The following is a 24,672-nucleotide window of genomic DNA, read 5'->3' as shown; positions in this document are numbered from 1 at the left end:
CTCAGGACTTCCCCTCGCCGCCGGCCGTCGACACGGTGAGGTCTTCCTCTTCCGGCAGAGCCTCGGTGTCGACGCCACGAACCTGGGACAACTCGTGCTTGAGGGCTGCGAGTTCGGCGCCGCCGGCCATGTGGTTGGTGAGCTCTTCGAGGGTGATCCGGTCCCGGGCCGCGGACAGTTCCATGGTGCCCAGGCGCAGCACGCTGAAGTGGTCGCCGACCATGAAGGCGTGGTGGGGATTGTGGGTGATAAAGATGACCCCGAGCCCCCGGTCGCGGGCGGCTGCCACGTACTTGAGCACCACACCGGACTGCTTCACGCCCAGGGCGGCGGTCGGCTCGTCCAGGATCAGCACACGGGCGCCGAAGTAGACGGCGCGGGCGATGGCCACGCACTGGCGCTGGCCGCCGGAGAGGGTGCCGATGGGCTGTTCGAGGTCGTCGAGGACGATGCCCATGTTGCGCAGTTCCTCGTCCGCGGTCTTCTTCATCGCCTCGATGTCCAGGCGACGGATGGGCCAGGGGCCCTTGGTCATCTCGGAGCCGAGGAAGAAGTTGCGCCACACCGGCATCAGCGGGACGACGGCGAGGTCCTGGTAGACGGTCGCGATGCCCTTGTCGAGGGCCTCACGGGGGGTGGAGAAGCGCACCGGGGTGCCGTCGACGAGGAACTCGCCCTCGGTGTGCTGGTGCAGCCCCGAGATGATCTTGATCAGGGTGGACTTGCCGGCGCCGTTGTCGCCCAGGACGCAGGTGACCTGGCTGGGCCGCACCTGCAGGCTCACCCCGTGCAGGGCGCGGATGTTGCCGTACGACTTGCCCGCGTTGCGCAGTTCGACGATCACACCGTCGCCGGGGCCGGTCTCGGGCGTGTCGGCGAGGATCGCGCCGTGGGTGCCCGCTTCTTCGTTGCTGTTGGTCATGGGGTGGGTCACCTCCGGGTCGCCGTGCGGCTGACCCACAGATTGATCAGGACGGCGCCGAGCAGCATCACGCCGAGGAAGGCCTTGAACCAGTCCGGGTTCCAGTTGGCGAAGACGATGCCCTGCTGGACCATGCCGAACATGAACGCCCCGAAGACCGGGCCGATCGCGGATCCGGCGCCGCCGGTCAGCAGACAGCCGCCGATCACCGCGGCCGAGATGTAGATGAGTTCCTGGCCCACGCCCTCGCCGGACTGCACGGTGTTGAAGGAGAACAGGTTGTGCATGCCGACGAACCAGGCGCCGAAGCCGACCAGCATGAACAGGCTGATCTTCGTGAACGTCACCGGCACACCGACGGCTCGCGCGGAGTCCTTGTTGCCGCCGACCGCGAAGATCCAGTTGCCGTACTTGGTGCGCAGCAGCACCCAGGTCGCCAGCGCGGCGAAGACGAGCCAGTACACAATCGTGATCTTGATCTCGACGCCGCCGACCTCGAAGGAACTGGCGAAGACCTTCTTGGCCTGGTCGAAGCCGTCCATGTTGGAGATGTCGTCGGTGGCGACGTTGTCGGTCACGAGCTTGGTGACGGCCAGGTTGGCGCCCTGCAGGATCAGGAAGGTGCCCAGGGTGATCAGGAAGCTGGGCAGACCGGTCTTGACGACCAGCCAGCCGTTGAGGAACCCGATCGCGAGCGACACCAGCAGGGCCACGAACACACCGGCCCACACGTTCAGGGTGAGCTGGAAGGCGAACATCGACGCGGTCAGCGCCGAGGTGATCACCGCGACGCCCGCCGACAGGTCGAACTCGCCGCCGATCATCAGCAGCGCGACCGGCAGTGCCATGATCCCGATCGTCGACGACTGATACAGGATCGTCGCCATCGAGCTGCCCTCACGCACGGGCGGCGCGGCGATCAGGAAGAACACCCACACCGCCACCGCGCCCAGGAAGACCCCGACCTCGGGCCGGGCCAACAGGCGGATGGCGAGCGGGCGTTCAGCGGTCCGCCCGTCCTTGACCTTGCCGGGGCCGGAGGCCGGCGGTGTGGTCACCGCCGGCTCGGCGTGCTGGGTCATACCCATCACCTGGTGCCCTTCGCGGCGTACTTGGCCACGGCCTCGACGTTGGACTTGTCCACGAAGGCCGGACCGGTCAGCACCGGCTGCTCGCCGCCACCCATGTAGTTGCCGTTGTTCTTGTAGAGCCACAGCGAGTCGATCGCCAGGTAGCCCTGGAGGTAGGGCTGCTGGTCGACGGCGAACTGGATGGTGCCCTTGCTGATGGCGCCCGTCAGGTCCTTGTTGAGGTCGAACGTGGCGATCTTGGCCTTGCTGCCCGCGTCGGCCGCCGACTGCACCGCGGTCAGCGCGAAGGGCGCGCCGAGAGCGACGACGTAGTCGATGGACTTGTCCTGCGTGAGCTTGGCGGTGATCGTCGACTTCACGGACGGCATGTCCGTGCCGTTGACGTTCAGCGTCTGCAGCTTGCCGGTGAAGGTCTTCTTCACACCGTCGCAGCGCTGGGTGAGGCCGATGTTGCCCTGCTCCTGGATGACACAGACGGCGTTCTTGGCGCCCTCCTCGTTCAGCCGCTTGCCGAGCGCCTCGCCGGCCACGGTCTCGTCCTGGCCGAAGAACTCCATCAGGCCGAGCTTCTGCCACTCGCTGACCCCGGAGTTCAGGCCGACGACGGGTATCCCGGCCTGCTTGGCCTTGGCGACGACGTCCTTGAGGGCGTCCGGCTTGGCCAGGGTGATCGCGATGCCGTCGACCTTCTGGTCGATCGCGTTCTGGACCAGGTTGGCCTGGCTGGCGGCGCTCGGGTCGGCCGAGTAGACCAGCTTGACGTTGTCCTTGTCGGCGGCGGCCTGGGCGCCCTTGCGGACGATGTCCCAGAAGGTGTCGCCGGGCGACTGGTGGGTGACCAGCGCGATGGTCATCCGGGGCGTGGTGGCCTTGCCCGCGGAGGCGCCGTCCGCGCTCTCCTCGGACTTCTTGCCGCCCGAGCTGCTGGAGCAGCCGGCGAGCGTCAGGGCCGCGGCCGCAGCCAGGGCCACGGCGGGAGCGAATCTCCGCGAACGGGAGAGAGAAGAGCGGTCCATCTTTCCTTGCACCTCACTGTGCGACGGGGAGAACGTCGGGAAAGGGGGCGGGATCTACGAAAACGCGCCAACTTGCGTTGGGACGGGATCCAACTCCCCTGGCGCTGCCGCTGTCAATACTTTGTTAAGACATCATTTCACGATCAGGTCCGAATGTAAGTACAAACTATTGACAGCATTGCCCTTCGAGTCCTACACCTGGGATGCAACGGCCCAGAGGGCCCCGCGTCCCCAGCCCGGATCGAGGAGCGTCGCGCATGGTCGAGCCAGTGCAGCAGTACGACGTGATCAGTATGGGCCGTATCGGAGTTGATCTCTACCCGCTGCAGTCGGGGGTGCCGCTGGCCCAGGTGCGGTCCTTCGGGAAGTTCCTCGGGGGCTCGGCGGCCAACGTCGCGGTCGCAGCCGCGCGGCTCGGCCGCTCCACCGCGGTCATCACCCGGACCGGGGCCGACCCCTTCGGCACGTATCTCCACCAGACCCTCACGGAGTTGGGCGTCGACAACCGTTGGGTGACGCCGGTGGAGTCCTCGGCGACCCCTGTCACCTTTTGCGAGCTCTTTCCGCCGGACGACTTCCCGCTGTACTTCTACCGCCGTCCCCAGGCCCCCGACCTGGAGATACACACCGACGAACTCGACTACTACGCCATCCGCGCGGCGCGCGTCTTCTGGATCACCGGCACCGGTCTGAGCGCGGAACCGAGCCGCTCGGCCACGCTCGCCGCGCTCAAGTGCCGCGACCGGGCGGGCACCACGGTCTTCGACCTCGACTGGCGGCCCGCGCTGTGGACCGACAGCGCCTGGACGGACCCCGACGAAGCCCGCCCGTACTACGCCGAGGCCCTGCGGCACGCGACCGTCGCGGTCGGCAACCTCGACGAGTGCGAGATCGCCACGGGAGTCCGCGAGCCCCGAGCATGCGCCGAGGCGCTGCTGGCGGCGGGCGTGGAGCTGGCCGTGGTGAAGCAGGGTCCCGCAGGTGTCCTCGCCGTGCACCGGGACGGCACCACCGTGCGGGTCCCCGCGGTCCCGGTCGAGGTGGTCAACGGTCTCGGCGCGGGCGACGCGTTCGGCGGCTCGCTCTGCCACGGTCTGCTGTCCGGCTGGGAGCTGGAACGGACCCTCCGGTACGCGAACGCGGCCGGCGCGCATGTCGCCGCCCGCCTCGCCTGCTCCTCCGCGATGCCGACGCAGGCGGACATCGACGGTCTCCTGAACGGCGTCTCACCGTGACCGTCCGGGAGCCCGCACGCGGCCGGTGCCCGGCGAATCGTGCTCCCGCCGCCCGACGGTCGCAGGGCACCACCACCGCCGCCGGCGGCCGCACGTGCCGGTCACGGGATGCCCGTACGACGGTCTCGACACCCGGCACCGGACGGTCGACCGGCACGATCGCGCCCGGCGGCGGACCGTTGACCCGCACCATCGCCCCCGGCGGCGGACTGTCGACACGCACCACCGCGCCCGGCACCGAACCGTCGACCCACACCACCGCACCCCGCGCCGGACACCGGGCCGGCACGAGCACGAGCCGGAATCTCCTGGGCCGGGACCCACGGCCAGGACGGCCTCACACGCCCGGGGCGCCCGCCCGGCCCCGTCTCCCACGACCTCGGCGTCGCGGCGGACCCGGCTGATCCGCGCCCTCCCCGACCGCCACACCGCCCCCGCCGCCCCCTCCACACCGCACCGGAGAAGTCCTGATGAGCACCACCACCCGCCTGACCGTCGCCCAAGCCCTGGTGCGGTTCCTCTCCGTCCAGTACACGGAGCGGGACGGCGTACGGCACCGGCTGATCGCCGGGACCTGGGGCATCTTCGGCCACGGAAACGTGGCGGGCATCGGCCAGGCCCTCCTGGAGGCGGGCGAGGACGCGATGCCGTTCCACCAGGGCCGCAACGAGCAGGCGATGGTGCACGCGGCCGTCGGCCACGCGCGGCAGCTCAACCGGCTGTCGGCCCAGGCGGTCACCACCTCGATCGGCCCCGGGGCCACGAACCTGGTCACCGGCGCGGCCCTCGCGACGATCAACCGCCTCCCGGTCCTGCTCCTGCCCGGCGACTACTTCGCCACCCGCGCCGCCGACCCGCTCCTGCAGCAGCTGGAGCACCCGACGGAGGCGGACGTGTCGGTGAACGACACCCTGCGCCCGGTGTCCCGCTTCTTCGACCGGATCCACCGCCCCGAGGCCCTGATCCCCTCCGCGCTCCAGGCGATGCGGGTCCTCGCCGACCCGGCCGAGACCGGCGCGGTCACCCTCGCCCTGCCCCAGGACGTCCAGGCGGAGGCGTACGACTGGCCGGAGGAGTTCTTCGCCGAGCGGGTGTGGCGGGCACGGCGCCCCGCGCCCGACCCCGTGGAGCTGGCCGAGGCGGTGCGGGCGATCCGCGGGGCCGCGCGCCCGCTGATCGTGGCGGGCGGCGGGGTCCACCACAGCGAGGCCGAGGAGGCCCTGAAGGCCCTGGTGGACGCCACCGGCATCCCCGTCACGTCCACCCAGGCGGGCAAGGGCTCCCTGCGCCACGACCACCCCGCGGACCTCGGCGGCGTCGGCCACACCGGTACGGCGGTCGCCGACGACCTCGCGCGCACCGCGGACCTGGTCATCGGCGTGGGCACCCGCTACTCCGACTTCACCACCGCCTCCGGCACCCTCTTCCAGAACCCGGACGTGCGCTTCCTCAACCTCAACATCACCGCCTTCGACGCCCACAAGCTGGCCGCGCGGACGGTCGTGTGCGACGCGCGGGCGGGTCTGGAGGCGCTGGCGTCGGCGCTGGCGGGCCACCGCGTGGACGTGGCGTACGCGGCCGAGTACGGCACGGGCAAGGAGCGCTGGGAGCAGGTGGTGGACCGGGCCTACCGCGCCGACGACGAGAACGCCGTACCGACCCAGACCCAGCTGCTCGGCGCGCTGGACGCGGTCGTCGGCGACGACGACGTGGTGATCAACGCGGCGGGCTCGCTCCCCGGCGACCTGCACAAGCTGTGGCGGGCCCGCAGCCCGCGCCAGTACCACCTGGAGTACGGGTACTCCTGCATGGGCTACGAGATCCCGGCGGCGATCGGCGTCCAGCAGGCGACCCCGGACACCCCCGTGTGGGCGCTGGTCGGCGACGGCACGTACCTGATGATGCCGACGGAGCTGGTCACGGCCGTCCAGGAGGGCCTGCCGATCAACCTGGTCCTCATCCAGAACCACGGGTACGCCTCGATCGGCGGCCTGTCGGAGTCGGTGGGCGGCGAGCGGTTCGGCACGGCGTACCGCTACCGGGCCGCCGACGGCACCTTCAGCGGGGCCCCTCTCCCGGTCGACCTGGCCGCCAACGCGGCGAGCCTCGGCATGGACGTGCTGCGCGCCAAGACCGTACGGGAGCTGCGCGAGGCCCTGGCCACGGCCCGCGCCTCGGACCGCCCGACCTGCGTCTACGTCGAGACGGACACCGCGACCCCGACCGCTCCCCCGGCGGAGGCGTGGTGGGACGTGCCGGTGGCCGAGACGGCGTCGCGGGAGGCCGCCGTGCGGGCGCGGACCGAGTACGACCGGCAGACGGCCGCGCGCCGCACCCACCTCTGACCGCCCGGCCCCTCGAAGGAGGTACCCCCATGGCGAAGCTCGGCGACACCTCACGTGCCGCGAACGCGCCCGCACTCGACTCCCTGGACTTCGCCCTGGACCGGGGCAGTCCGGTGCCGCTGTACTACCAGCTCGCCCGCCAGCTGGAGGAGGCGATCGAGCACGGCGTGCTCGCCCCGGGAAACCTCCTGGGCAACGAGATCGACCTCTCGATCCGTCTCGGCCTGTCCCGCCCGACGGTCCGCCAGGCCATCCAGACCCTGGTGGACAAGGGCCTGCTGGTCCGGCGGCGCGGGGTGGGCACGCAGGTGGTGCACAGCCAGGTCAAGCGCCCCCTGGAGCTCAGCAGCCTCTACGACGACCTGGAGGCGGCCGGACAGGGTCCGGCGACGCGGGTGGTGCGCAACGAGACCGTGCCGGCGTCCGCCGAGGTCGCGGTCGCGCTGTCGCTTCCGGAGGGCGGCGAGGTCACGGTGCTGGAGCGGCTGCGCCTGACCCACGGTCAACCGGTGGCCCTCCTGTGCAACTACCTGCCCACCGGCCTCCTCCACCTCGACAGCGACCGCCTGGAGTCCACCGGCCTGTACCGCGTGCTGCGCACCGCCGGCATCACCCTCCACAGCGCCCACCAGAGCATCGGCGCCCGCTCCGCCACCGCCGAGGAGGCCGCCCGCCTCGACGAACAGCCGGGCGCGGCGGTCCTGACCATGCAACGCACGGCCTACGACGACACGGGCCGCCCGGTCGAGTACGGCACGCACATCTACCGGGCGTCGCGGTACGCGTTCGACTTCCAGTTGCTGGTCAGGCCGTGACCGGGAGGGCCTGACAGCGCGAACGCCGTCTCGACCAGGGCGACATGGCTGAATGCCTGGGGCGTGTTGCCGAGTTGGCGGCCGGTGACCGGGTCCCACTGCTCCGAGAGGAGCCCGACGTCGTTGCGGACGGCCAGGACCCGCTCGAAGACCTCGCGTGCCTGCCGGGGGCGTCCGGTCCGGGCAAGGGCGTGGGCGTACCACAGGGAGCAGGCCAGGAAGGCGCCCTCCGAGCCGGGCATTCCGTCCACGTCGTCGACGCCGGGGCCGTTCGTGGCGTAGCGGCGCAGGAACCCGCCGTGGGCCAGCGCTCGCACGGCTCGGACGGTGTCGCGGACCCGTTCGTCGCCGTCCGGCAGGAAGCCGAGCCGGGGTATCAGCAGGGCGGAGGCGTCCAGGGTGGACGAGCCGTAGGACTGCACGAAGGACCGCCGGGAAGCGTCCCAGCCCTCCCGGCACACCTGTTGGTGCACCTCGTCGCGCACGGTCCGCCACGCGAGCGCGGACTCGTTGCGGCCCAGGAGCTCCCCCATCCGCAGGGCGCGGTCGGCGGCCACCCAGACCATCACCTTGGAGTGCACGAACTGCCGGCGCGGTCCCCGCACCTGCCAGAGGCCCTGATCGGGTTCGCGCCAGTGCCGGATCAGGAAGCTCATCAACGCCTCGACGAGCGACCAGACATGACCAGGCATGGGGATGCCGGCCCGCAGCGACAGCCAGAGGGTGTCCAGGACCTCGCCGTACACGTCGAGCTGGAACTGGCCCGTCGCCGAGCTCCCGAACCGCACGGGCCGGGACCCCTCGTAGCCGAGCAGCCAGGGTGCCTCGGTCTCCGGCAGCAGGCGCTGCCCTCGCACGCCGTACACCGTCTGCAGGTCGGCCGGGTCACCGGCGACGGCCCGCACGAGCCAGTCCAGCCAGGCCGTGGCCTCGGCCCGGTAGCCGCTGCGCAGCAGGCAGGAGAGCGTGAGGGTGGAGTCCCGCAGCCAGCAGAACCGGTGGTCCCAGTTGCGTTCGCCGCCGATACGGCCGGGCAGCGAGGTGGTGGGCGCGGCGACGACACCGCCGGTGGGCGCGTAGGTGAGCGCCTTGAGGGTGATCAGGGACCGGACGACGGCGTCCCGCCACGGCCCTTCGTAGCGGCACTGGGCGGCCCAGCCCCGCCAGTGGTCGACGGCCTCCTTGAGCACCGTCTCGACGGGCAGGGACAAGGGCGCCGGCGGGTCCGGCAGATGCGAGGGTGTCCACGCCAGGGTGAGCGAGAGCCGTTGTCCGGCCGCGACGGTGATCTCCCAGTCGACGGTGCTGGTGCTCCTGATCACCCGCACCGGACCGTCCGCGCCGAGCCAGACGGCGTCGGGCCCGGCGACCGCCACGGTGCGGGCGCCGGCGTCCCTGACCCACGGGACGACGCGGCCCTGGTGGAATCGGGGCCGCAGTTCGCTGCGCATGGTCACGGTCCCCGACACCCCTTCGACCACGCGCACGAGGCTGGGGTACCGGGTCCGGGGCGGCATGAAGTCGGTGACGCGTACCGTCCCCGCCGGCGTCTCCCACAGGGAGTCCAGCACCAGCGTGCCGGGTCGGTAGGCGCGCCGCGCGCAGCGGCCGCCGGTGGTGGGGGCGAGCCGCCAGAAGCCGTTGTCCTCGGTGCCCAGGAGGGCGGCGAAACAGGCCGGGGAGTCGAAGCGGGGCAGGCACAGCCAGTCGACGGAGCCGTCCCTTGCGACCATGGCGGCGGTCTCCAGGTCGCCGAGGAGGGCGTAGTCCTCGATGCGCGTGCTCATGGCCGGAGAGGAGTCCTCTCCCTCCCTTCGCACCGCTCGGCCCGGCGCAGTCGCGGCTCCCACCAGGACCGGTGGGCGCGGTACCAGTCGGCGGTCTCCATGAGGCCGGTGACCAGCTCGCCGCGCGGGGCGAAGCCGAGTTCGTTGCGGATCTTGGTGAAGTCGACGGAGCGGCGCCGGTCGTGGACCGTGCGTTCGGTTTCGGTCCGGAACCCGACCGATCCCCAGTCGGCGCCGCATGCGCGCAGGAGCAGTCCGGTCAGTTCCCGGACGGAGCGCTCGTCGCCCGCCCCGATGTTGTAGACCTCGCCGGGGCGGCCGAGGGTGCGGACCAGTTCGATGCCCCGGACGTGGTCGTCGACGTGGAGCCAGTCACGGATGTCGTGCCCGCCGCCGTGCTGGAGGACCGGTCGCCCCTCCAGCAGCCGGCAGATGAACAGGGGGACGAGCCGGTCGGGGAACTGCCGGGGACCGTAGGTGGTCGAGCCCCGGGCGACGCGGACGTCGAGGCCGTGGGTGCGGTGCCAGGCCAGTGCCAGCAGGTCCGAGGCGGCCTTGGCGGCGGCGCGGGGCGAGTTGGGCCGCAGCGGATCGGTCTCCGACCACGAACCGGCGCGGATCGAGCCGTACACCTCGTCGCAGGAGATGTGGACGAACCTCTTCGGCCCGTGCCGCAGGGCCGCCTCCACCAGGTTCTGGGTGCCGAGCACGTCGGTGCGCACGAGGACCTCGGCCTCCCGGGCGGACCGGTCGACGTGGTGGTCGGCGGCGAAGTGCACGACCTGGTCGTGGGCCGCGAGCAGTCCGTCGACGAGGTCGCGGTCGCAGATGTCGCCCGGGACGAAGGCGAGGCGGTCCCCGTCGGGGATGTCGTCGAGGTCGGCCGGGTCGCCGGCGTGGGTGAGCTGGTCGAGCACGGTCACCGCGACGTCCGGCGGGCCGTGCGCACCGCACAGCGTGCGGACGTAGTGCGAGCCGATGAAGCCTGCTCCGCCGGTGACGAGGATGCGGGTGGTCGTCATGGCGGGTCGGGCGCCTGGGCGGGGCCGGGGACTCCGGTGGCGGTGCGCTCCGGCCGGTGGGTCAGCGGAGTGCGGGCACCGGGGAGTGCCCCGCGAAGGGGCCGGGCCGCGTGGTGGGTGGGTGTGCGCATGGCTCTCCTGCCTTGTCGCTGTCAGCCCAGCCGGGGCCGGCCCGGGGCGCACAGGGTCCAGCCGGCCGCGTGCCAGGCCTTCGGGTCGAGGGTGTGGCGGGCGTCGACGATCGCCGGGGTGCGCACCACCGAGGCCAGGGCGACCGGGTCGAGTTCCCGGTACTGGGGCCACTCGGTGAGGTGCAGCACCACGTCGGCCCGGTCGCAGGTCTTGGTGACGTCCGGTGCGAACCGCAGGGCCGGGTGGGCGACACGGGCGTTGTCGGCGGCCTCGGGGTCGTGGACGCACACCTGGGCGCCCCGGCCGCGTACGGCCTCGGCGACGGCGAGTGCGGGCGAGTCCCGGACGTCGTCGCTGCCGGGTTTGAACGCCGCCCCGAGGACGGCGACCCGACGGCCCGGGAGCGACCCGCCGACGAGCCGCTCGGCGAGCTCGACCGTCCGGCGCCGCTGCCGTGTGTTGATCTCGTCGATCTGGCGGAGGAAGGCCACCGACTCCCCCAGCCCCAGTTCCTCGGCGCGGGCGGCGAAGGCCCGGATGTCCTTGGGAAGGCAGCTGCCGCCGAAGCCGAGGCCGGGGGCCAGGAAGCCCGGGCCGATACGGGGGTCGGCGCCCATCGCCTCCGCCAGGGTCAGGACGTCGGCGCCGGTGCCGTCGCAGATCTCCGCCATGGCGTTGATGAAGGAGATCTTGGTGGCGAGGAAGGAGTTCGAGGCGAGTTTGACCAGTTCGGCCGTGGCGGGGTCGGTGGCGATGAAGGGCACGCCGACGGCCGTCAAGGGCGCGTAGACCTCGCGCAGCCGCGCTTCCGCGCGCGCCGTGGGGACGCCCACCACGATGCGCTGCGGGCACATCGAGTCCTGGACGGCGCGGCCCTCGCGCAGGAACTCCGGGTTCCAGGCGACGTCGGCGGCGGTGCCGAGCCGGCCGGCCAGCCGCTCCGCCGTCCCGACGGGCACGGTGGACTTGCCGACGACGAGCACCGGCTCGGCGCCGCCGGGCAGGTGCGCGCCCAGTCGTTCCACGGCGGCTTCGACATGCCGCAGGTCGGCGGCGTCGGAGCCGGGCAGCTGGGGGGTGCCGACGCAGACGAAGTGCGTGGTGGCGAAGCGGACGGCCTCGGCCGCGGAGGTGCTGAAGCGCAGCCGGCCGGCGTCCACGGTGCGCTTGAGCATCCCGGCGAGCCCGGGCTCGTAGAACGGCGGCCTGCCCGCGGTGAGGGCGGCGATCCGGTCGGGGTCGACGTCCACTCCGAGGACCTGGTGACCGATGTGCGCCATGCAGGCGGCGTGAACGGCTCCCACGTATCCGGTACCGATGACGGTCAGGCGCATGTCGGTCTCCCGGGGGCGGCGCCGGTGGGGCGGCGGGCCCGGTCAGGGACCTGGCCGGTCGGCGGGAGACCGAGCAGGTCGCGGTAGCAGGCGTCGAGGGCCGCGCACATGGCCTGCTGGGTGAAGTCGCCGCGGACCCGGCGCCGGCCCTGGCGGCCCATCTCGGCGGCCTGTCGGGGGTGGTCGAGCAGCCAGCGGACGGCCAGGGCGGCACGGTCCGGGTCGGCGGGGTCGACGAGCAGTCCCGTGGCGCCGTGCTCCACCAGGTCCGGTACTCCGTTCACGGCCGTGGCGACGACCGGTCGGGCCGTGGCGAGGGCCTCGGTGAGCGCCCTGCCGAGCCCTTCGTACAGCGAGGTGATCACGAAGACGTCGAGACCGGCGACCAACCAGGCGGCGTCCGCCCGGTGGCCGGTCAGGATCAGCTCGACACCCAGCTCCGCGGCGAGCCGCCGCACATCCGCCTCCAGCGGACCGTCACCGATCATCACGAAGGCCGTGTCGGGGCGCTCGACGCGGAGCACGGCCGCCATGCGGACGAAGTCCAGGGGGGCCTTCTGGGTGTCCAGCCGACCGACGGTGCCGACGAGGGCCGTGGAGCGCGGTGGCCCGAGGACCCGGCGGGCGAGGGGATCGAACCGTTCGGGGATGTGCGGCAGGTCGATCGCCGAGGGAACGACCTGGACGCGTCCGGGCGGGGCGAGGCGTTCCTCGACGGCCTGCTCGGCCACGCGGGGGGCGACGGCGAGGAAGCGGTGGGTGAAGCGCCGGGTGGCGCGTTCGAGGCGGCGGTAGAGCAGCCGCCGGGCGCGGGACTGGTACGGATGGAAGCTCACGCCGTGGAAGGTGTGCACCACCACCGGAGTGCGGCACAGCCGGGCGGCGACGCGCCCGAGGAAGCCGCCCTTGGCGGAGTGGGTGTGCACGACGGTGAACCGTTCGCGCCTGATGAGCCGCGTCAGCCGCCACAGCACCAGCACGTCCACGGGGGTCAGGGTGTGCCGGAATCCGGGTATCTCCACCGTGCGCACCCCGGCGGCACGGGCCCTGTCCCAGAGGCCGCCGCCGGGCACCCCGGCGATCCAGACCTCGTAGCGGTCGGGGTCCATGCCCAGGGCCGACAGCAGGGTGTTGCCGCCGGCCCCGGCATGCAGGCGGGTGATGACATGGAGGACCTTGATGCGGGAGAGCGTCGGCAGGGGCGGCAGCTCCGCCGCCGACGCCACCGGTGGGGGCGGTCCCGGCCAGTCGGGGGCTCCGACCGGCCGTCCCGAGCCGGGGACGAGCGTCCCGTTCCGCATCATCCATCACCGCCGGATTGCAGGTACCGTATATTTACGGCGTATACGTACATGTTTCCCCACAGAGCGATCCCGGTCAATCCGGGCGTGGAGGAGCGCACATGGTGTTGGCCGAACTGGACGCGATCAGACCCCTGTTGGTGTGTCCGCGCTGCCGAGCGGACCTGGAGGGCGCACCCGGTGGGCTGCGGTGCACGGCGCCGGACTGCGTGTACCGCGAGCCCCCGGCCTTCCCCGAGGTGGCGGGACGGCCCGTGCTCGTCGACTTCGCGCACAGCGTGGTCGGCCGGGAGGCGGTCGACGCCCTCGCGCCGGCTCCGGATGTCCGCCGGGGCGCCGACGCGCTGCCCGCCCCGCTGCGGCGCCTCGCCAAGCCACCCAACCGGGTCGCCGCCCGCAACATCGACCTGTTGCTGCGCACCCTGCCGGGCCCGGCGCCGACGCTGCTCGTCGTGGGCGGGGCGACGGTCGGGAACGGGGTGGGTGCCGTCTACCGGGACCCGCGGGTGCGGGTGATCGGGTTCGACATCGTCACCAGTCCGGCGACCCAGTTCGTGGCGGACGCCCACCGGATTCCGCTGCGCACGGCCGCCGTCGACGCGGTGCTGGTGCAGGCCGTGCTGGAGCATGTGCTGGACCCCGCCGGGGTGGTCGCCGAGATCCACCGGGTCCTCAAGGACGACGGGCTGGTCTACGCGGAGACACCCTTCCTGCAGCAGGTCCACGCGGGAGCTCACGACTTCACGCGCTACACCGCGAGCGGCCATCGCTACCTGTTCCGGCGGTTCGAGGAGCTCGGCGCCGGCGCCGTCTCCGGTCCCGGTACGCAGCTGCTGTGGAGCGTCGACCACCTGGTGCGGGGCCTGACCCGCAACGCTCTCGCGGGTCGCGCGACACGGGCGGCCCTGTGCTGGCTGCGCGCCCTCGATCGGTTCGTACCGCCGCCGTACGCGCTGGACGACGCGTCGGCACTGTACTTCCTGGGGCGCAAACGGGACCGGGAGATGACGGGGGCGGAGATCATCGCGTACTACCGGGGGGCACAGGCGCCCCCGTGACAGCCGGCGCCGCTCCTTCCGGTGACGTCGCGCGCAGCATCGCCGCGAGGCCGGTGCGCAGGTCCGTGGCCGGGCGGTAGGCGAAGGCGTCCCGGGCCAGGCCGATGTCGGCGGCCGTGCGGCGGGCGTCGCCCGGGCGGGCGGGGCCCGGGACGACCCGCACCACCGCGCCCAGGCGGCCCAGCAGCTCGATCACCTGACGCATCGTCACCTCGCAGCCGCCGCCGAGGTTGGCGACCCCCGTCCAGGACGAGAGCGACACGGTGCGCATCGCGGCGACCACGTCCCCGACGTAGGTGAAGTCGCGGCTCTGGCCGCCGTCGCCGTACAGCGGGAAGGGGCGGCGGGTGCACGCGGCCGCGACCAGGCGGGCGAAGGCCATGTCGGGGCGCTGGCCGGGGCCGTAGACACTGAAGAGCCGCAGCGAGGCGGTCGGAACGCCGAAGGCGGTGCGGTAGGTCTCGCAGAGATGCTCCGCGGCGAGCTTGGTGACGCCGTACGGGGAGACCGGTCGGGGGCGCACGGTCTCCGGGGTCGGGTACGCCTCCGCGTCGCCGTACACGGACGAGCTGGACGCGTAGACCAGGTGCCGCACTCCGGCGTCCCGTGCCGCTTCCAGCACCCGCTGGGTGACCAGCACGTTGCGTTCCAGGTAGACGGCGAACCCGGGCCCCCAGGAGCCGCGCACACCGGGCTGGCCGGCGAGGTGGTAGACGGCGTCGGCCTGCGCGAACAGCGGCCGCAGGGGCAGGCCGAGCAGGTCGCCGCGGTGGAATCGGAACCCCTCCCGGCCGAGCAGCCTGGCGAGGTTGTGCCGTTTGCGCGCGGGGTCGTAGAAGTCGGTCAGGGCGTCGACCCCGACGACCTCGTCCCCGTGGGACAGCAGGTGTGCGCACAGGTGCGAGCCGATGAACCCGGCGGCGCCCGTCACCACGGCACGCATCAGGACTCCCCGCCCCGGTCCCACGGGGCGCGCAGCAGGTACAGGACCGTCCGCGCCACGTACCGCAGGACGTTCCACGCCGTGGCCCGGCTCAGGAACTCCGCGTCCAGGGCGGTGCGCCGGGGCACCAGGACCTCCAGGTAGTACGCCTCGGGATCCGGGCGGCCTTCCAGCTGGGCGGCGTAGGCGCGTGAGCGGAGCTGGCAAGGGCCGGTGAGACCGGGGCGGTGACGGAACACCCACTGGTGTTCGGGCGGGTAGCGGCGCGCCAGGTCCGGGACCTCGGGGCGGGGGCCGACCAGGGTCATGTCGCCGCGCAGGACGTTCCACAGCTGGGGAAGTTCGTCCAGCCCGAGTTCGCGCAGCAGCCGACCTGTACCCGTCACCCTCCGGTCGTCGCTCCCGGCGACCTGGGGGCCCGCGCTGTCGTGGCGCATGCTGCGGAACTTGTACAGCGTGAACTCGTCGCCGCCCGCCCCGGTCCGCCGCTGCCGGAACAGCACCGGTGGACCGCTCGTCGCCCGCACCACGAGGGCCAGCAGCGCCAGCAGGGGCGAGAGCAGGAGCAGCAGGCCCAGGGCCACGGCGACGTCGAGGATCCGGCGGGCGGCCGTGACCCGTGCCTCGGGACCGCGGTGCGACGCTCGGCGCGGTACCCCTTCGATGGTTTCCACGCAGTTCTCCTCCGTTCCCGGCGAACTGCCTCTAAAGCGTATATTTACATCGTAAACGCATTTTCCTCGCGCGAGCCCCGGGAGAACCAGCGCAGGAAGCTCCGGTAGACCGCCAGGGTGGCCCCGAGGTCCGCCCATCGCCCGCGCACGACCGCCGCGGCCAGGCGCGCGGCCGGCTCCACGGACAGGGTCAGCGCCACCAGCGCCCACGCGCGGGGCGGGGCCCAGTGCCGGAACGCGTAGGTGGTGCGGCTGCGCAACAGCAAGTAGTGCCGCCACACACCCAGTTGGGAGGAGCTGACCTGTCCCGTGTGATGGACCCGGACCTGCTCCACGTAGTAGGAGAGCCAGCCGGCGCGGCGCGCACGCCAGGCGAAGTCGACGTCCTCCAGATAGAGGAAATAGCGTTCGTCGAAGCCGTGCAGTTCGGTGAACACCTGCCGGCGCACCAGGAAGAACGCCCCGATGACCTGATCGACCGGACCCGAGGCGACCAGTTCCCGGGGCCGGAGGTGGTGCGGCGGGAACAGGGCGGGGGCGAGCCGGTCGAGTCCCGTCATCTTGCCGAGGTAGACGCGCAGGGACGGGAATCTCGAGCACGAGATCTGCGGGTTCCCTTCGTCGTCCACCATGAGCCCTCCGAAGATCCCGACGCGGTCCGCAGGCGGTGTGCGCAGCACACGGCCGACGACCGTCAGGCTGTCCGGGTACAGCTCGGTGTCCGGGTTGAGGAAGAGCACCAGGTCGCTGTCGCCTCGGGCGGCGCCCTGGTTGCAGGCGAAGGCGAAGCCGCGGTTGCGGTCGTTGCGCACCACGTCGAGCGGGATGTCCGCCGCGGTCAGCCGTGCCGCGGAGCCGTCGGTGGAGGCGTTGTCCACGACGACGATCCGGGCCACGCCCAGTTCCGACCGGTCGGCCCGGACGACGGAGCGCACGCAGTCCGCGAGGTGGTGACCGGCGTTCCAGTTCACGATCACGACGTCGACGGCCGGGAGGGACCGCTGGGCCGGCGCCATCAGGGCACCGGCCCCAGCTCCAGGGCCGCCGCCCACGCCGGCAGCCACGCGTCGTACGAGTAGTGCCGGGCGGCGACGTCACGGGCGGCGCGGCCGACCCTTTCCCGCTCCGCTGCCGGGCTCTCCAGCAGACCGAGGATCGCGTCGGCCCATTCGTCCTGGGTCCGCGCCCCCGGCATGCCCAGCTCCGTCAGCAGACCGACGTTGACACCGAGCGGGCTGGCGATCGCGGGAAGGCCCGCGGCGGCGTACTGGAGGAGCTTGTACCCGCACTTGCCGAGGCTGTAGGCGCTCGTGGGCAGGGGCATCAGACCGATGTCCATGCCGGCCGGCGCGATGCGCTGGCTGTCCGGGCTCCACGCGATCCGGTCGGTGAACGACTCCAGCGCGCCGAGAGACGCGGAGGTCGTCCCGACGAGCGTGAGGCGCGCACCGGTCCTGCGGTGCACCTCCTCGAGCGCTTCGGCGATCAGCAGGAGACAGGGCTCGTTGTGAGCGGATCCGATCCAGCCCAGCCGCGGCGGGTCGTGCAGTGCGTACGAGGTCTTGGGCGTGTAGTCCTCCAGCGCGACACAACTGGGGATCACCACGACGTCCCGCTGGTGTCCGGAGGCCCAGTCGGCCAGTACGGCGTTGCCCGCGATGACCCGGTCCGCCTGCCGCACGGCCACCTGGGCCTTCCCGGCCTTCGGCGCGAGCCTGCGGACGAGACCGCCCTCCCCCCGATCCCACTGGAGGGCGTCGTCGAAGTCGTACACGGCGAACTCCGCGCTCGCCAGGAGCCGCCGCTCCCACCAGCCCCGGCTGAGCGGGGAGGCCTCCCGGTGCAGCAGGACGCGCCGGTGCCGGGCCCGCGCGAGGGCCGCGAGCCGCAGTTCCGCCCGGGCCAGGGCCATCGGGCGGCGCGCGAGTCGGGAGGGGGCGGAGTCCGGCAGCGAGAGATAGCTGCCGACGGCGAAGTGCGTGCCGATGCGGTCGAGCCACTGGAAGACGCGGACCCGCGAGCTTCCGGCGCCCCGGCCGTAGGGCGTGACCGCGACGCAGTCCGGGCCGTGATCCACGGATCCTCACCACCAAACCGGTTCGGTACCGTAAATATACGACGTATACGTACATCTCGGCCACCGGTCGAAGGGAGGAACGTCGAGGGGGGCACGCGCCTGCGGACGGGCCGCTCGCTCTACGCGATCTGCCGGGCGACGTTGGTGAACGTGTTGCCCGAGGTGTCCCCGAGGACGGAGAGGTAGTTCAGGATGGCCGGAGACAGATTGGTGAACCGGTTGTCGGTGATGTCGGGCCGGATGCCGTAGTTCAGCTCGACTCCGGCGCCACCGGCGTCATGGAAGTCGTTCGCCGTGACCGTGACCGTGCTGGCGTTGAACGTCCCGCTGCTGTCGCCGATGATCAGACAGGCGGCACTGAGTCCGGCACCGCTGATGTCGTTGTTCCTGAAGACGATGTTGGTGCCGACGCAGTTGAACATGGCCGCCAGAATTCCGTACCGGGAGCCGGTACCGGAAAGTGCCGCCCGGGTGATCGTGTTGTACTCGACCAGAATGTCGGCGATGACGTCGGTGACGGAGTTCCGCTCGATGTCGATCGCGCCCGGCATATCGGGGCGGGCCATGTTGGTGAACGTGTTGTGGTGCACATGGACATTCGTGCCCGAGGTGACGCTGACACCGTTGCGGTTGTCGTTGGCGGCGGTGAACGTGCAGTCGCGGATCTCGATGGAGTGTCCGGTGTTCCCGCCGGAGCCGACATTGACGTACACGCCGTCACCAATGATGTTGGAGAAGTCGCAGCCCTTGATCAGGATGTTGCTGTAATTGCCGTGCACTCTGACCTGATGGCGGTGCTGGTTCCACACGCCGCCCTGGTTCCGGCTGTTGCCGTCGAACTTCAGGCCGTCGATCGTGACACCGTCTCCGCCCACGACCAGTAGGCCGTCGTCGCTGCTGTCCGTCGTCGACGCGTCCGCGGTCCTGAGGATCGAACCGTTGCCCTCGACATAACAACCGGCCGGAATCACGAGATCATTGACGATGTACGTCCGCCCGGCCGGAAAGCGCAGCCGTTTGCCGGCCGCGGCGTTCGCAGCGAGCTGTGGTGTCGCATGGTCGGCGACAAGGATCACGTCGGTATCCACCGCGCCCTTGGCGGGCCGGGGAGGCTTTGCGGCAAGAAGCGGTAGGGCCATCAATCCCAGCATTGATCTGCGGGACAACGCGCTGGGCCTGGAAAAGATGCCCACGAGCAACCTCCTGGAAAATTCGGGGCCGGAATGCACGGGCCTCGGAGCATAGGGCGGCGACCGGGGCACCGGAACTCGCGGAACTCTCCGTACGCGTTCGCAAAGCCCGCTTCCGGATGAATCGCCGTAGCGGGACTGCCGATTGGCAGGTCGTGTGGCGTCGGCCACAGCGGCACCGTTCCGGTCCTTCCGTCAGTCTTTTCCCGGTCCGTGCGCGAGGCCCGACGGGCCCGGTGCGGGCAGCCGCAGTCCGCGCAGGGGCGCGCGGACCGGGTGGAAGGCGCGGCGGCCGCCGGGGGTCTCCAGCTCCGCGGTGACGGTGTGCGGGTCGATGCCGGCCCCCACCGCGTTGAAGTACCGGTCGTCGTCCGGGGAGTGCCAGGCGCGCCGGAACCCGGTGTCGGCCATCGGATGCCCCAGGAGCTGCGCGAACAGCGGGTAGCGGAGTTCGTCGTTGCCGAGATCGGGCGGGTCGGCCGCCGCGTAGTCGCGCAGGAAGGCCCGGGGAAAGCAGGGGCCGACACCGAGGCAGCCGTACGGGGTCCCGTCGTAGCCGAAGCCGGTACGGGCGCAGGACAGGAGTTCGCGCCACTCCCGCGCCTCGTCCCGCCCGGCGAGCCAGCGCCATTCGTCGCCGATGACACTCAGGGGCGTCAGGGCGGTCAGCCCGACGGCCTCGGGGGGCACGGCGCCGTAGAGGCGGTCGAGCGGTTCCGTGAGCAGCAGATCCCACTCGACGAGATGGAGGACGTCGAACGTCAGCCGGTGGCCTCGCTCGCGGTACCAGTCCAGCAGGACGAGGTCGCCGTTCTTCCAGTTCCAGTGACCGTCGCGAGGGGAGGAATAGAGGGAGTCGAGCCCGAGCAGTCGTCTGCCGGCCAGCTGGAAGGCGGTGCCGCGCGCGCTGTTCGCGCCACCGAAGATTCCGTGCACGGGCACGCCGGGATTGAGCCGCCGGAGGAGTCCGACACGGGCCCGGCTGATCAAGGGGTCGCGATGGAAACGGAACGCGACCACCCGTTCGATGGGCATCAGACCATGCTAGGCACAGAGGACAATCGGTGCATATCGCCATAGAATCGGAGGGTGGACGACTCCCCCGCCCCGCTGCCGGGAACCGCGTTCTACACGGTCGCCGACCAGCGGTTCTTCCCGGGGCTGGTGGCGCTGCTCAACTCCCTGCGACTGACGGGCCACGAAGAGCCCCTCATCGTCGTGGACAACGGACTCTCGCCCGGACAGCGGGAACTGCTCGCGGACCACGTCACCCTCGTGGACCCGCCGTCACCCGACCTGCCCGCGGTGTTCCTCGCCCCGTACGGCCCTCGGCTGCGCCCGGCGCAGGTGGCGGTCCTCATCGACGCGGACATCATCGTCACGCGACCGCTGACGGAGATCACCGAGGCGGCGGGACGAGGGCGGATCGCGGCGTTCGTCGACTGCCTGCCCAACAGCGACCGCTTCCACCCCGAGTGGGAGACCGCTCTCGGCCTCGGCCCGCTGAGTCGCCGGCCCTATCTGAACGCGGGCTTCCTCGCCTTCCCGAACGACCTGACCGCCCGGCTCCTGCCGCCGTGGCTGGAGGGGCAGCTGACGGTCGGCGTCACGCACAGCAGATACGGCCGGGCCACCCTGGACGACCCGTTCTACTTCGCCGACCAGGACGTGCTCAACGCCGTGCTCTCGGCCCGGTTCGAGCCCGATGAACTCCTCGTCCTCGACCACCGGCTGGCCCCCCATCCGCCGTTCCCGGGACTGACCCTGACCGACCGCCGCCGGCTGACGTGCCGTTACGGCGACGGAGCCGAGCCCTTCCTGCTCCATCATGTGCTGGCCAAGCCCTGGCTCAGGGCGACCCGGGTCACGCTCTACTCCACGCTCCTGACCCGGCTGCTCCTGGAACCCGATGTCGCCCTCCCGCTGGACCCGTCGAGCCTGCCGCTCCGGTTGCGTGAGGGCCGCGCGGCCGCACTCGACCGCCGTCGGGCCGACACGGTGACCTTCGTCCACGACCACGGCCGCCGCCAGCTCGGCCGGTTCGGTGTCAGGACGCGGCTGGCCCGCTGGCGTTCACGGCAAGCCGCGCACTGAACCCGCATGGGTGCCGGGCGGCCACACGGTGACGACGAGGCCCTCTCGGGCAGCGAGTTGACACGGCGCGCCAAGGCGGGCGTTTTCATCGTCAGCACCCGCGGACTGGTGATCCTTCTGCTGGGGTTCGCCGGGAACGTGGTCGTGGCCCGGCTGCTCAGCCCTCACGACTTCGGCGTCGTCGCCATCGGCATGTCCTTCGTACTGTTCGCCGGGCTCGTCTCCGACGGCGGCCTGGGTGCCGGGCTCATCCGGCGGGCGGAACCCCCGAGCTCCGAGGAACTCGGCGCCCTGAGCGCGCTGCAACTGGGCGCGACCCTGGCGATGACGGCCCTCGCGGCGGCACTGGCGGTCCCCCTCGGCCGGATCGCCGCGGTGACCGCCGTCATGGTCGCCTCCATGCCGTTCGTCGCCCTTCAGTTCCCGGGCCGCATCCTCCTGGAGAGGTCCCTTCGCTACCGGCGCCTGGTGGCGGTGGAGATGTCCCAGGTGCTCTGCTACCAGGCGTGGGCCATCACCACGGTGGCAGCCGGATTCGGCGTGTGGGGGCTCGCCACCGCGACCGTGATCCGTGCCCTGACCGGGGCGGTGGTCATGGCGTTCGTGTGCCCCGCCGGCCTGGTGCGCCCCCTGCCGGCCTTCCGGCTCATCAGACCCCTCGTCGGGTTCGGCCTGCGGTTCCAGGCGGTCAACGCCACCTGGCTGCTGCGCGACCAGATCCTCAACGTGTGCGTCGCGGCCCTCGGCGGGGTCGCACAGCTCGGTCTGTGGGCCCTCGCCAAGCGGCTGATGGAGGTGCCGTACCTGATCCTCCAGTCCCTGTGGCGGGTCTCGTTCCCCACCATGTCGCGGCTGGCCCTCGACGAGCCGCGCGCCACGCGCCTGGTCCAACAGGCCGTCGAGGTCACCTCGGTCGGCATGGGCTTGGTCCTGACCGCGCTCGCGGGTTCCGCGCCGGGGCTGGTGCCCGGCCTCTTCGGGTCCCAGTGGCGGGACGCCACCGCGGTCGTGCCCGGAGCCTGTCTGGGCCTTGCCGTGAGCGGGGCCGTGTCGGTGGCCACCCAGGGGTACCTGTACGCGCTCGGCGACGCGCAGGCCGTGTTGCGGGCGACCCTCCTGCAGGCGGTGACCTGGTTCACCGTCACCCTGCCGCTGATCGCACCGCTCGGGGTGGCGTCCGTGGGCCTGGGCTGGTGTGCGGCCGCGATCGTGGAGGCGCTGGTGCTCGGCCGGGCGACCGTGCGCAGGATCCCGGTCAGGCTGCTCCGGCCCCTGCTCGCCCCGATCCTCGTCGGGGCGGGCTCGGCGGCGCTGGGGTGGCAGGTGTCCGCCCGGGGCGGCGGCACCCTGTGGTCGGGCCTCGCCGGCGGCGGCTGTTCCGCGGTGCTCTTCACCGCCGGCATGACCGTGGCGGACCGGCGGCTGGTGCGGCAGACCTACGGTTTCGTCGCGAGCTCGGTCCGGGCCGCGCTCTCCCCCACCCGGCGGGAGAAGGCTGGGTGAGCGGCGCGTGGATGGGCCGCCGGGGCCGGTGCCCGGCAGGCCGCCGGGCACCGCGCGGGCCTCATGGCTTGACCGCGATCCGCCCCTCGTCCATCCGCAGCAACAGCAGGCGTTCGCCGCTCCGCCGCAGGAACTCGTCCACCGCCTTGCGGGACCCCTGCCAGGTGCCGTAGTCGTCGATGAGCAGAACGCCGCCGGAGGCCAGACGCGGGTACAAGTGCTCCAGTTCGTGCCGGGTGGAGGTGTACCAGTCCGTGTCCAGGCGCAGGATCGCGATCCGCTCGGGGGCGCACTCGGGCACGGTCTCCTCGACGAGGCCCTGCACGTAGTGGATCCGCTCCTTCGGGTAGGGGATGCGCGCGAACGCCGACTTGACGTCCTCAAGGCTCGCCACGGCCCGGATCAGACTGTCCGGGTCCGAGTCCGCGAGCAGACGGTCGGCCGGTTCTCCGTCGTGTCTGCGGTCGTGCTCGGTCGGCGGCGGCATGCCCTCGAACGTGTCGAACAGATACAGGTCGCGGTCGGTGGCGCCGAGCGCGAGAAGGGTGCGCGCCACGGCGTGCATGCTGCCGCCCCTCCAGACCCCGCACTCCAGCACCGCGCCCGGGACACGGTGGCGCACGACGTAACGCGTCGCCAGGATCAGCGCGTTGACCCGCTCGGGAGGTGTCATGGAGTACGGCCGGACCGCCCTGATCACCGCTTTCGCCTCCTCGTCGTAGTCGGCGGGACAGTCGGGCGCGGCCGACCGGGACACCCGCCGGAGCTCGAACCCGGTGACGCGCCGCAGTCCGGCGTTGGCCCTCGTTCTCCATGGCATGACGTCAGTTCCTTCCGCGGGAGGGCAGTGCGACTGGGTGCTCCTCGGACGCGCGGACGACCATCGCGGCGAGGCCGACGGAGAGGTAGAACAGCACGCGCAGGACCGTGCCCTCGAAGCTCGACTCGACCGCGAAGACGACGAGTTGGGCGACGAGCGTGAAGCCGACGACCCGGGCCGGCGCGCTGGTGCGCCACCGGGAGAAGAAGAAGACGGCCGTCCCGGCCAGGGCGAGCGAGACGAAGGCGCCCAGCAGGACACCGAACGACACCATCTGCTGGAGATAGGTGTTGTGGACCCGCGCCAGCTCCCACATCCCGTCGGGTGCCGCTCCCCCACCGTAACCGAGCAGCGGCCGCTCGGCGATCTTCCCGACCGCCTCGACGGCGAACTGGGAACGGATGAGGGCGTTGGCCGGGCTGAGCCGGCCCGCCAACACCGTGTCGGTGTCCGGGACCAGCCGGTACAGCAGCGCCACGGCCATGACGGCCACCGCGACGGCGGCGGCGATCTTTCCGAACGCCCGGGTTCCCACGCGTCGCCTTCTGAGGAGGCTCCCCAGGCCCGCGAGCACCGCTGCCGTCAGCAGCCCGAGAACGACCCCGCGTGAGAGCGTGCAGACGACCGCGGCGAGAGTGACGCATCCGGCCAGGGTGAATCGTCGGTCGTGCCGCACATGACCCCAGTACAGGAGGAGGGGGACGAAGAAGGCCAGCACGGTGGCGAGGTTGTTCGAGGGCCCGAGGGCGGGGTGGGAGAGCCTGGTGTAGTACGACAGATACCGGTCGGAGTCGTGGGGCAGCCCGGTCTCCTCGGGTCCGAAGCCAGGTGTCCTCAGGAGCAGGAGTACCGCGGGGACGACTAGCAGACAGCTGTAGCGCCTGATGTACGTCATGACCCGGTCGGGCGAGGCCCCGTTCAGCTCTCGTACGACGAAGAGATAGGCGACGATGCCTTCCGCGTAGACGACCGTGGCACGGAACGTCGCGCCCCGGTCCTGCGTCCACAGCATCGACATGCCGCAGACGGCCACCGGGACGCACAGCAGGGCGAAGAGCTCCGGGTAGCCGACGTCCAGCGGCCTGAAGGCCAGGTCGACGACCAGCGTGATCGCGACGGCGCCCAGCAGTATGTCCAGCACGGAGACCGAGTCGATCCCCGGTACGGAACTGGCCAGGCGCACCGGCATCGCGGCCGCGATCAGGACCAGCGTCAGCAGGATGCGGGGGCGCGCGCCGGGCCCTGTCCCGGGTTCCTGCCGGGCGGGCGCTCGTGCCGTGGTCATGGTGGGCTCCCGCTCCGTGCCACGCGCT

At 71.8% G+C, this 24,672-nt stretch carries 22 protein-coding genes; 6 read left to right on the top strand and 16 right to left on the bottom strand.

The genetic code is table 11. The features are described 5' to 3' along the window. Position 1 precedes the first annotated feature (1 nt). Genes IOD14_RS15215 through IOD14_RS15205 form a run of 3 tightly spaced genes read right to left on the bottom strand, consistent with a single transcriptional unit; the run spans position 2 to position 3,029 of the window. On the bottom strand, positions 2-922 hold the full coding sequence (locus IOD14_RS15215; RefSeq protein WP_123993921.1) for an ATP-binding cassette domain-containing protein: 921 nt from the start codon (positions 920-922) through the stop codon (positions 2-4). Positions 923-930: 8 nt separating this feature from the next. Further along, positions 931-2,010: an ABC transporter permease gene (locus tag IOD14_RS15210; protein ID WP_123993922.1), complete on the bottom strand. Its 1,080-nt coding sequence runs from the start codon at positions 2,008-2,010 to the stop codon at positions 931-933. Then, complete coding sequence (locus IOD14_RS15205) at positions 2,010-3,029, bottom strand: sugar ABC transporter substrate-binding protein (RefSeq protein WP_123993923.1); 1,020 nt, start codon at positions 3,027-3,029, stop codon at positions 2,010-2,012. The genes IOD14_RS15210 and IOD14_RS15205 overlap by 1 nt, the downstream gene beginning before the upstream one ends. A 257-nt stretch (positions 3,030-3,286) precedes the next feature. Here IOD14_RS15205 and iolC point away from each other — a divergent pair, with 257 nt between their 5' ends. The 3 genes from iolC to IOD14_RS15190 all read left to right on the top strand — a co-directional run bounded on the left by iolC (position 3,287) and on the right by IOD14_RS15190 (position 7,424). Continuing rightward, positions 3,287-4,264: a 5-dehydro-2-deoxygluconokinase gene (gene iolC / locus IOD14_RS15200; RefSeq protein ID WP_212670490.1), complete on the top strand. Its 978-nt coding sequence runs from the start codon at positions 3,287-3,289 to the stop codon at positions 4,262-4,264. A gap of 470 nt (positions 4,265-4,734) precedes the next feature. Then, the gene (iolD, locus tag IOD14_RS15195) at positions 4,735-6,609 is read left to right on the top strand and encodes a 3D-(3,5/4)-trihydroxycyclohexane-1,2-dione acylhydrolase (decyclizing) (RefSeq protein WP_212670489.1); all 1,875 of its coding nucleotides are present in this window, start codon (positions 4,735-4,737) and stop codon (positions 6,607-6,609) included. Positions 6,610-6,638: 29 nt separating this feature from the next. Next, positions 6,639-7,424: a GntR family transcriptional regulator gene (locus tag IOD14_RS15190; protein ID WP_212670488.1), complete on the top strand. Its 786-nt coding sequence runs from the start codon at positions 6,639-6,641 to the stop codon at positions 7,422-7,424. Here the strand turns inward: IOD14_RS15190 and IOD14_RS15185 are convergent. Genes IOD14_RS15185 through IOD14_RS15170 form a run of 5 tightly spaced genes read right to left on the bottom strand, consistent with a single transcriptional unit; the run spans position 7,373 to position 13,003 of the window. Then, positions 7,373-9,211 (bottom strand): glycoside hydrolase family 15 protein, encoded by a 1,839-nt coding sequence (locus tag IOD14_RS15185; protein ID WP_212670487.1) that lies wholly within the window; start codon positions 9,209-9,211, stop codon positions 7,373-7,375. The genes IOD14_RS15190 and IOD14_RS15185 overlap by 52 nt on opposite strands. Next, positions 9,208-10,233 carry a dTDP-glucose 4,6-dehydratase gene (locus IOD14_RS15180; RefSeq protein WP_212670486.1) on the bottom strand — a complete coding sequence of 342 codons (1,026 nt, stop codon included), beginning with the start codon at positions 10,231-10,233 and terminating at the stop codon, positions 9,208-9,210. The genes IOD14_RS15185 and IOD14_RS15180 overlap by 4 nt, the downstream gene beginning before the upstream one ends. Further along, positions 10,230-10,364 carry a hypothetical protein gene (locus IOD14_RS44750; RefSeq protein ID WP_280845678.1) on the bottom strand — a complete coding sequence of 45 codons (135 nt, stop codon included), beginning with the start codon at positions 10,362-10,364 and terminating at the stop codon, positions 10,230-10,232. The genes IOD14_RS15180 and IOD14_RS44750 overlap by 4 nt, the downstream gene beginning before the upstream one ends. Before the next feature lie 21 nt (positions 10,365-10,385). Then, a complete protein-coding gene (locus IOD14_RS15175) occupies positions 10,386-11,699 on the bottom strand; it encodes a UDP-glucose/GDP-mannose dehydrogenase family protein (protein WP_212670485.1) in 1,314 nt (437 codons plus the stop codon). Continuing rightward, positions 11,690-13,003, bottom strand: a complete 1,314-nt coding sequence (locus IOD14_RS15170; protein WP_212670484.1) for a glycosyltransferase — start codon at positions 13,001-13,003, stop codon at positions 11,690-11,692. Before IOD14_RS15170 ends, IOD14_RS15175 begins: the two co-directional genes overlap by 10 nt. Before the next feature lie 98 nt (positions 13,004-13,101). On the opposite strand from IOD14_RS15170, the gene IOD14_RS15165 reads away from it, so the two are divergent. After that, entirely contained in the window at positions 13,102-14,058 is a 957-nt protein-coding gene (locus IOD14_RS15165) for a class I SAM-dependent methyltransferase (protein WP_212670483.1), read from the top strand. Here IOD14_RS15165 and IOD14_RS15160 read toward each other — a convergent pair. The 6 genes from IOD14_RS15160 to IOD14_RS15135 all read right to left on the bottom strand — a co-directional run bounded on the left by IOD14_RS15160 (position 14,021) and on the right by IOD14_RS15135 (position 19,977). Then, a complete protein-coding gene (locus IOD14_RS15160) occupies positions 14,021-15,001 on the bottom strand; it encodes an NAD-dependent epimerase/dehydratase family protein (protein WP_123993932.1) in 981 nt (326 codons plus the stop codon). The genes IOD14_RS15165 and IOD14_RS15160 overlap by 38 nt on opposite strands. Next, positions 15,001-15,675, bottom strand: coding sequence for a sugar transferase (locus IOD14_RS15155; protein WP_160160209.1), 675 nt, complete (start codon positions 15,673-15,675; stop codon positions 15,001-15,003). Before IOD14_RS15155 ends, IOD14_RS15160 begins: the two co-directional genes overlap by 1 nt. A 44-nt stretch (positions 15,676-15,719) precedes the next feature. Beyond that, on the bottom strand, positions 15,720-16,691 hold the full coding sequence (locus IOD14_RS15150) for a glycosyltransferase family 2 protein (protein ID WP_123993934.1): 972 nt from the start codon (positions 16,689-16,691) through the stop codon (positions 15,720-15,722). Further along, positions 16,691-17,752 carry a glycosyltransferase gene (locus IOD14_RS15145; protein WP_123993935.1) on the bottom strand — a complete coding sequence of 354 codons (1,062 nt, stop codon included), beginning with the start codon at positions 17,750-17,752 and terminating at the stop codon, positions 16,691-16,693. The genes IOD14_RS15150 and IOD14_RS15145 overlap by 1 nt, the downstream gene beginning before the upstream one ends. Positions 17,753-17,871: 119 nt before the next feature. Next, positions 17,872-18,981, bottom strand: a complete 1,110-nt coding sequence (locus tag IOD14_RS15140; protein ID WP_212670482.1) for a right-handed parallel beta-helix repeat-containing protein — start codon at positions 18,979-18,981, stop codon at positions 17,872-17,874. 156 nt (positions 18,982-19,137) lie between these two features. Next, entirely contained in the window at positions 19,138-19,977 is an 840-nt protein-coding gene (locus IOD14_RS15135) for a hypothetical protein (protein WP_212670481.1), read from the bottom strand. Positions 19,978-20,031: 54 nt separating this feature from the next. Here IOD14_RS15135 and IOD14_RS15130 point away from each other — a divergent pair, with 54 nt between their 5' ends. After that, entirely contained in the window at positions 20,032-21,036 is a 1,005-nt protein-coding gene (locus tag IOD14_RS15130; protein WP_123993938.1) for a hypothetical protein, read from the top strand. A 6-nt stretch (positions 21,037-21,042) separates the two neighbouring features. Then, complete coding sequence (locus tag IOD14_RS15125; RefSeq protein WP_212670480.1) at positions 21,043-22,539, top strand: oligosaccharide flippase family protein; 1,497 nt, start codon at positions 21,043-21,045, stop codon at positions 22,537-22,539. 61 nt (positions 22,540-22,600) lie between these two features. Here the strand turns inward: IOD14_RS15125 and IOD14_RS15120 are convergent, their stop codons facing one another. Both IOD14_RS15120 and IOD14_RS15115 read right to left on the bottom strand, forming a co-directional pair. After that, entirely contained in the window at positions 22,601-23,359 is a 759-nt protein-coding gene (locus tag IOD14_RS15120; protein ID WP_123993940.1) for a TylF/MycF/NovP-related O-methyltransferase, read from the bottom strand. A gap of 4 nt (positions 23,360-23,363) precedes the next feature. Continuing rightward, the gene (locus tag IOD14_RS15115) at positions 23,364-24,644 is read right to left on the bottom strand and encodes an O-antigen ligase family protein (protein ID WP_212670479.1); all 1,281 of its coding nucleotides are present in this window, start codon (positions 24,642-24,644) and stop codon (positions 23,364-23,366) included. Positions 24,645-24,672: the final 28 nt, after the last annotated feature.

The organism is Streptomyces sp. A2-16 (assembly GCF_018128905.1).
Taxonomy (GTDB): domain Bacteria; phylum Actinomycetota; class Actinomycetes; order Streptomycetales; family Streptomycetaceae; genus Streptomyces.
This window is presented reverse-complemented; position numbering and strand designations above follow the sequence as displayed.

What these genes read in the sequence shown, in the direction of transcription:
- IOD14_RS15115 (WP_212670479.1), bottom strand. Translation starts at nt 24,644, where the DNA reads ATGACCACGGCACGAGCGCCCGCCCGGCAGGAACCCGGGACAGGGCCC.
- IOD14_RS15120 (WP_123993940.1), bottom strand. Translation starts at nt 23,359, where the DNA reads ATGCCATGGAGAACGAGGGCCAACGCCGGACTGCGGCGCGTCACCGGG.
- IOD14_RS15210 (WP_123993922.1), bottom strand. Translation starts at nt 2,010, where the DNA reads ATGGGTATGACCCAGCACGCCGAGCCGGCGGTGACCACACCGCCGGCC.
- IOD14_RS15205 (WP_123993923.1), bottom strand. Translation starts at nt 3,029, where the DNA reads ATGGACCGCTCTTCTCTCTCCCGTTCGCGGAGATTCGCTCCCGCCGTG.
- IOD14_RS15175 (WP_212670485.1), bottom strand. Translation starts at nt 11,699, where the DNA reads ATGCGCCTGACCGTCATCGGTACCGGATACGTGGGAGCCGTTCACGCC.
- IOD14_RS15170 (WP_212670484.1), bottom strand. Translation starts at nt 13,003, where the DNA reads ATGATGCGGAACGGGACGCTCGTCCCCGGCTCGGGACGGCCGGTCGGA.
- IOD14_RS15185 (WP_212670487.1), bottom strand. Translation starts at nt 9,211, where the DNA reads ATGAGCACGCGCATCGAGGACTACGCCCTCCTCGGCGACCTGGAGACC.
- iolC (WP_212670490.1), top strand. Translation starts at nt 3,287, where the DNA reads ATGGTCGAGCCAGTGCAGCAGTACGACGTGATCAGTATGGGCCGTATC.
- IOD14_RS44750 (WP_280845678.1), bottom strand. Translation starts at nt 10,364, where the DNA reads ATGCGCACACCCACCCACCACGCGGCCCGGCCCCTTCGCGGGGCACTC.
- IOD14_RS15190 (WP_212670488.1), top strand. Translation starts at nt 6,639, where the DNA reads ATGGCGAAGCTCGGCGACACCTCACGTGCCGCGAACGCGCCCGCACTC.
- IOD14_RS15160 (WP_123993932.1), bottom strand. Translation starts at nt 15,001, where the DNA reads ATGCGTGCCGTGGTGACGGGCGCCGCCGGGTTCATCGGCTCGCACCTG.
- IOD14_RS15125 (WP_212670480.1), top strand. Translation starts at nt 21,043, where the DNA reads ATGGGTGCCGGGCGGCCACACGGTGACGACGAGGCCCTCTCGGGCAGC.
- IOD14_RS15215 (WP_123993921.1), bottom strand. Translation starts at nt 922, where the DNA reads ATGACCAACAGCAACGAAGAAGCGGGCACCCACGGCGCGATCCTCGCC.
- IOD14_RS15180 (WP_212670486.1), bottom strand. Translation starts at nt 10,233, where the DNA reads ATGACGACCACCCGCATCCTCGTCACCGGCGGAGCAGGCTTCATCGGC.
- IOD14_RS15165 (WP_212670483.1), top strand. Translation starts at nt 13,102, where the DNA reads ATGGTGTTGGCCGAACTGGACGCGATCAGACCCCTGTTGGTGTGTCCG.
- IOD14_RS15135 (WP_212670481.1), bottom strand. Translation starts at nt 19,977, where the DNA reads ATGCCCATCGAACGGGTGGTCGCGTTCCGTTTCCATCGCGACCCCTTG.
- IOD14_RS15150 (WP_123993934.1), bottom strand. Translation starts at nt 16,691, where the DNA reads ATGGCGCCGGCCCAGCGGTCCCTCCCGGCCGTCGACGTCGTGATCGTG.
- iolD (WP_212670489.1), top strand. Translation starts at nt 4,735, where the DNA reads ATGAGCACCACCACCCGCCTGACCGTCGCCCAAGCCCTGGTGCGGTTC.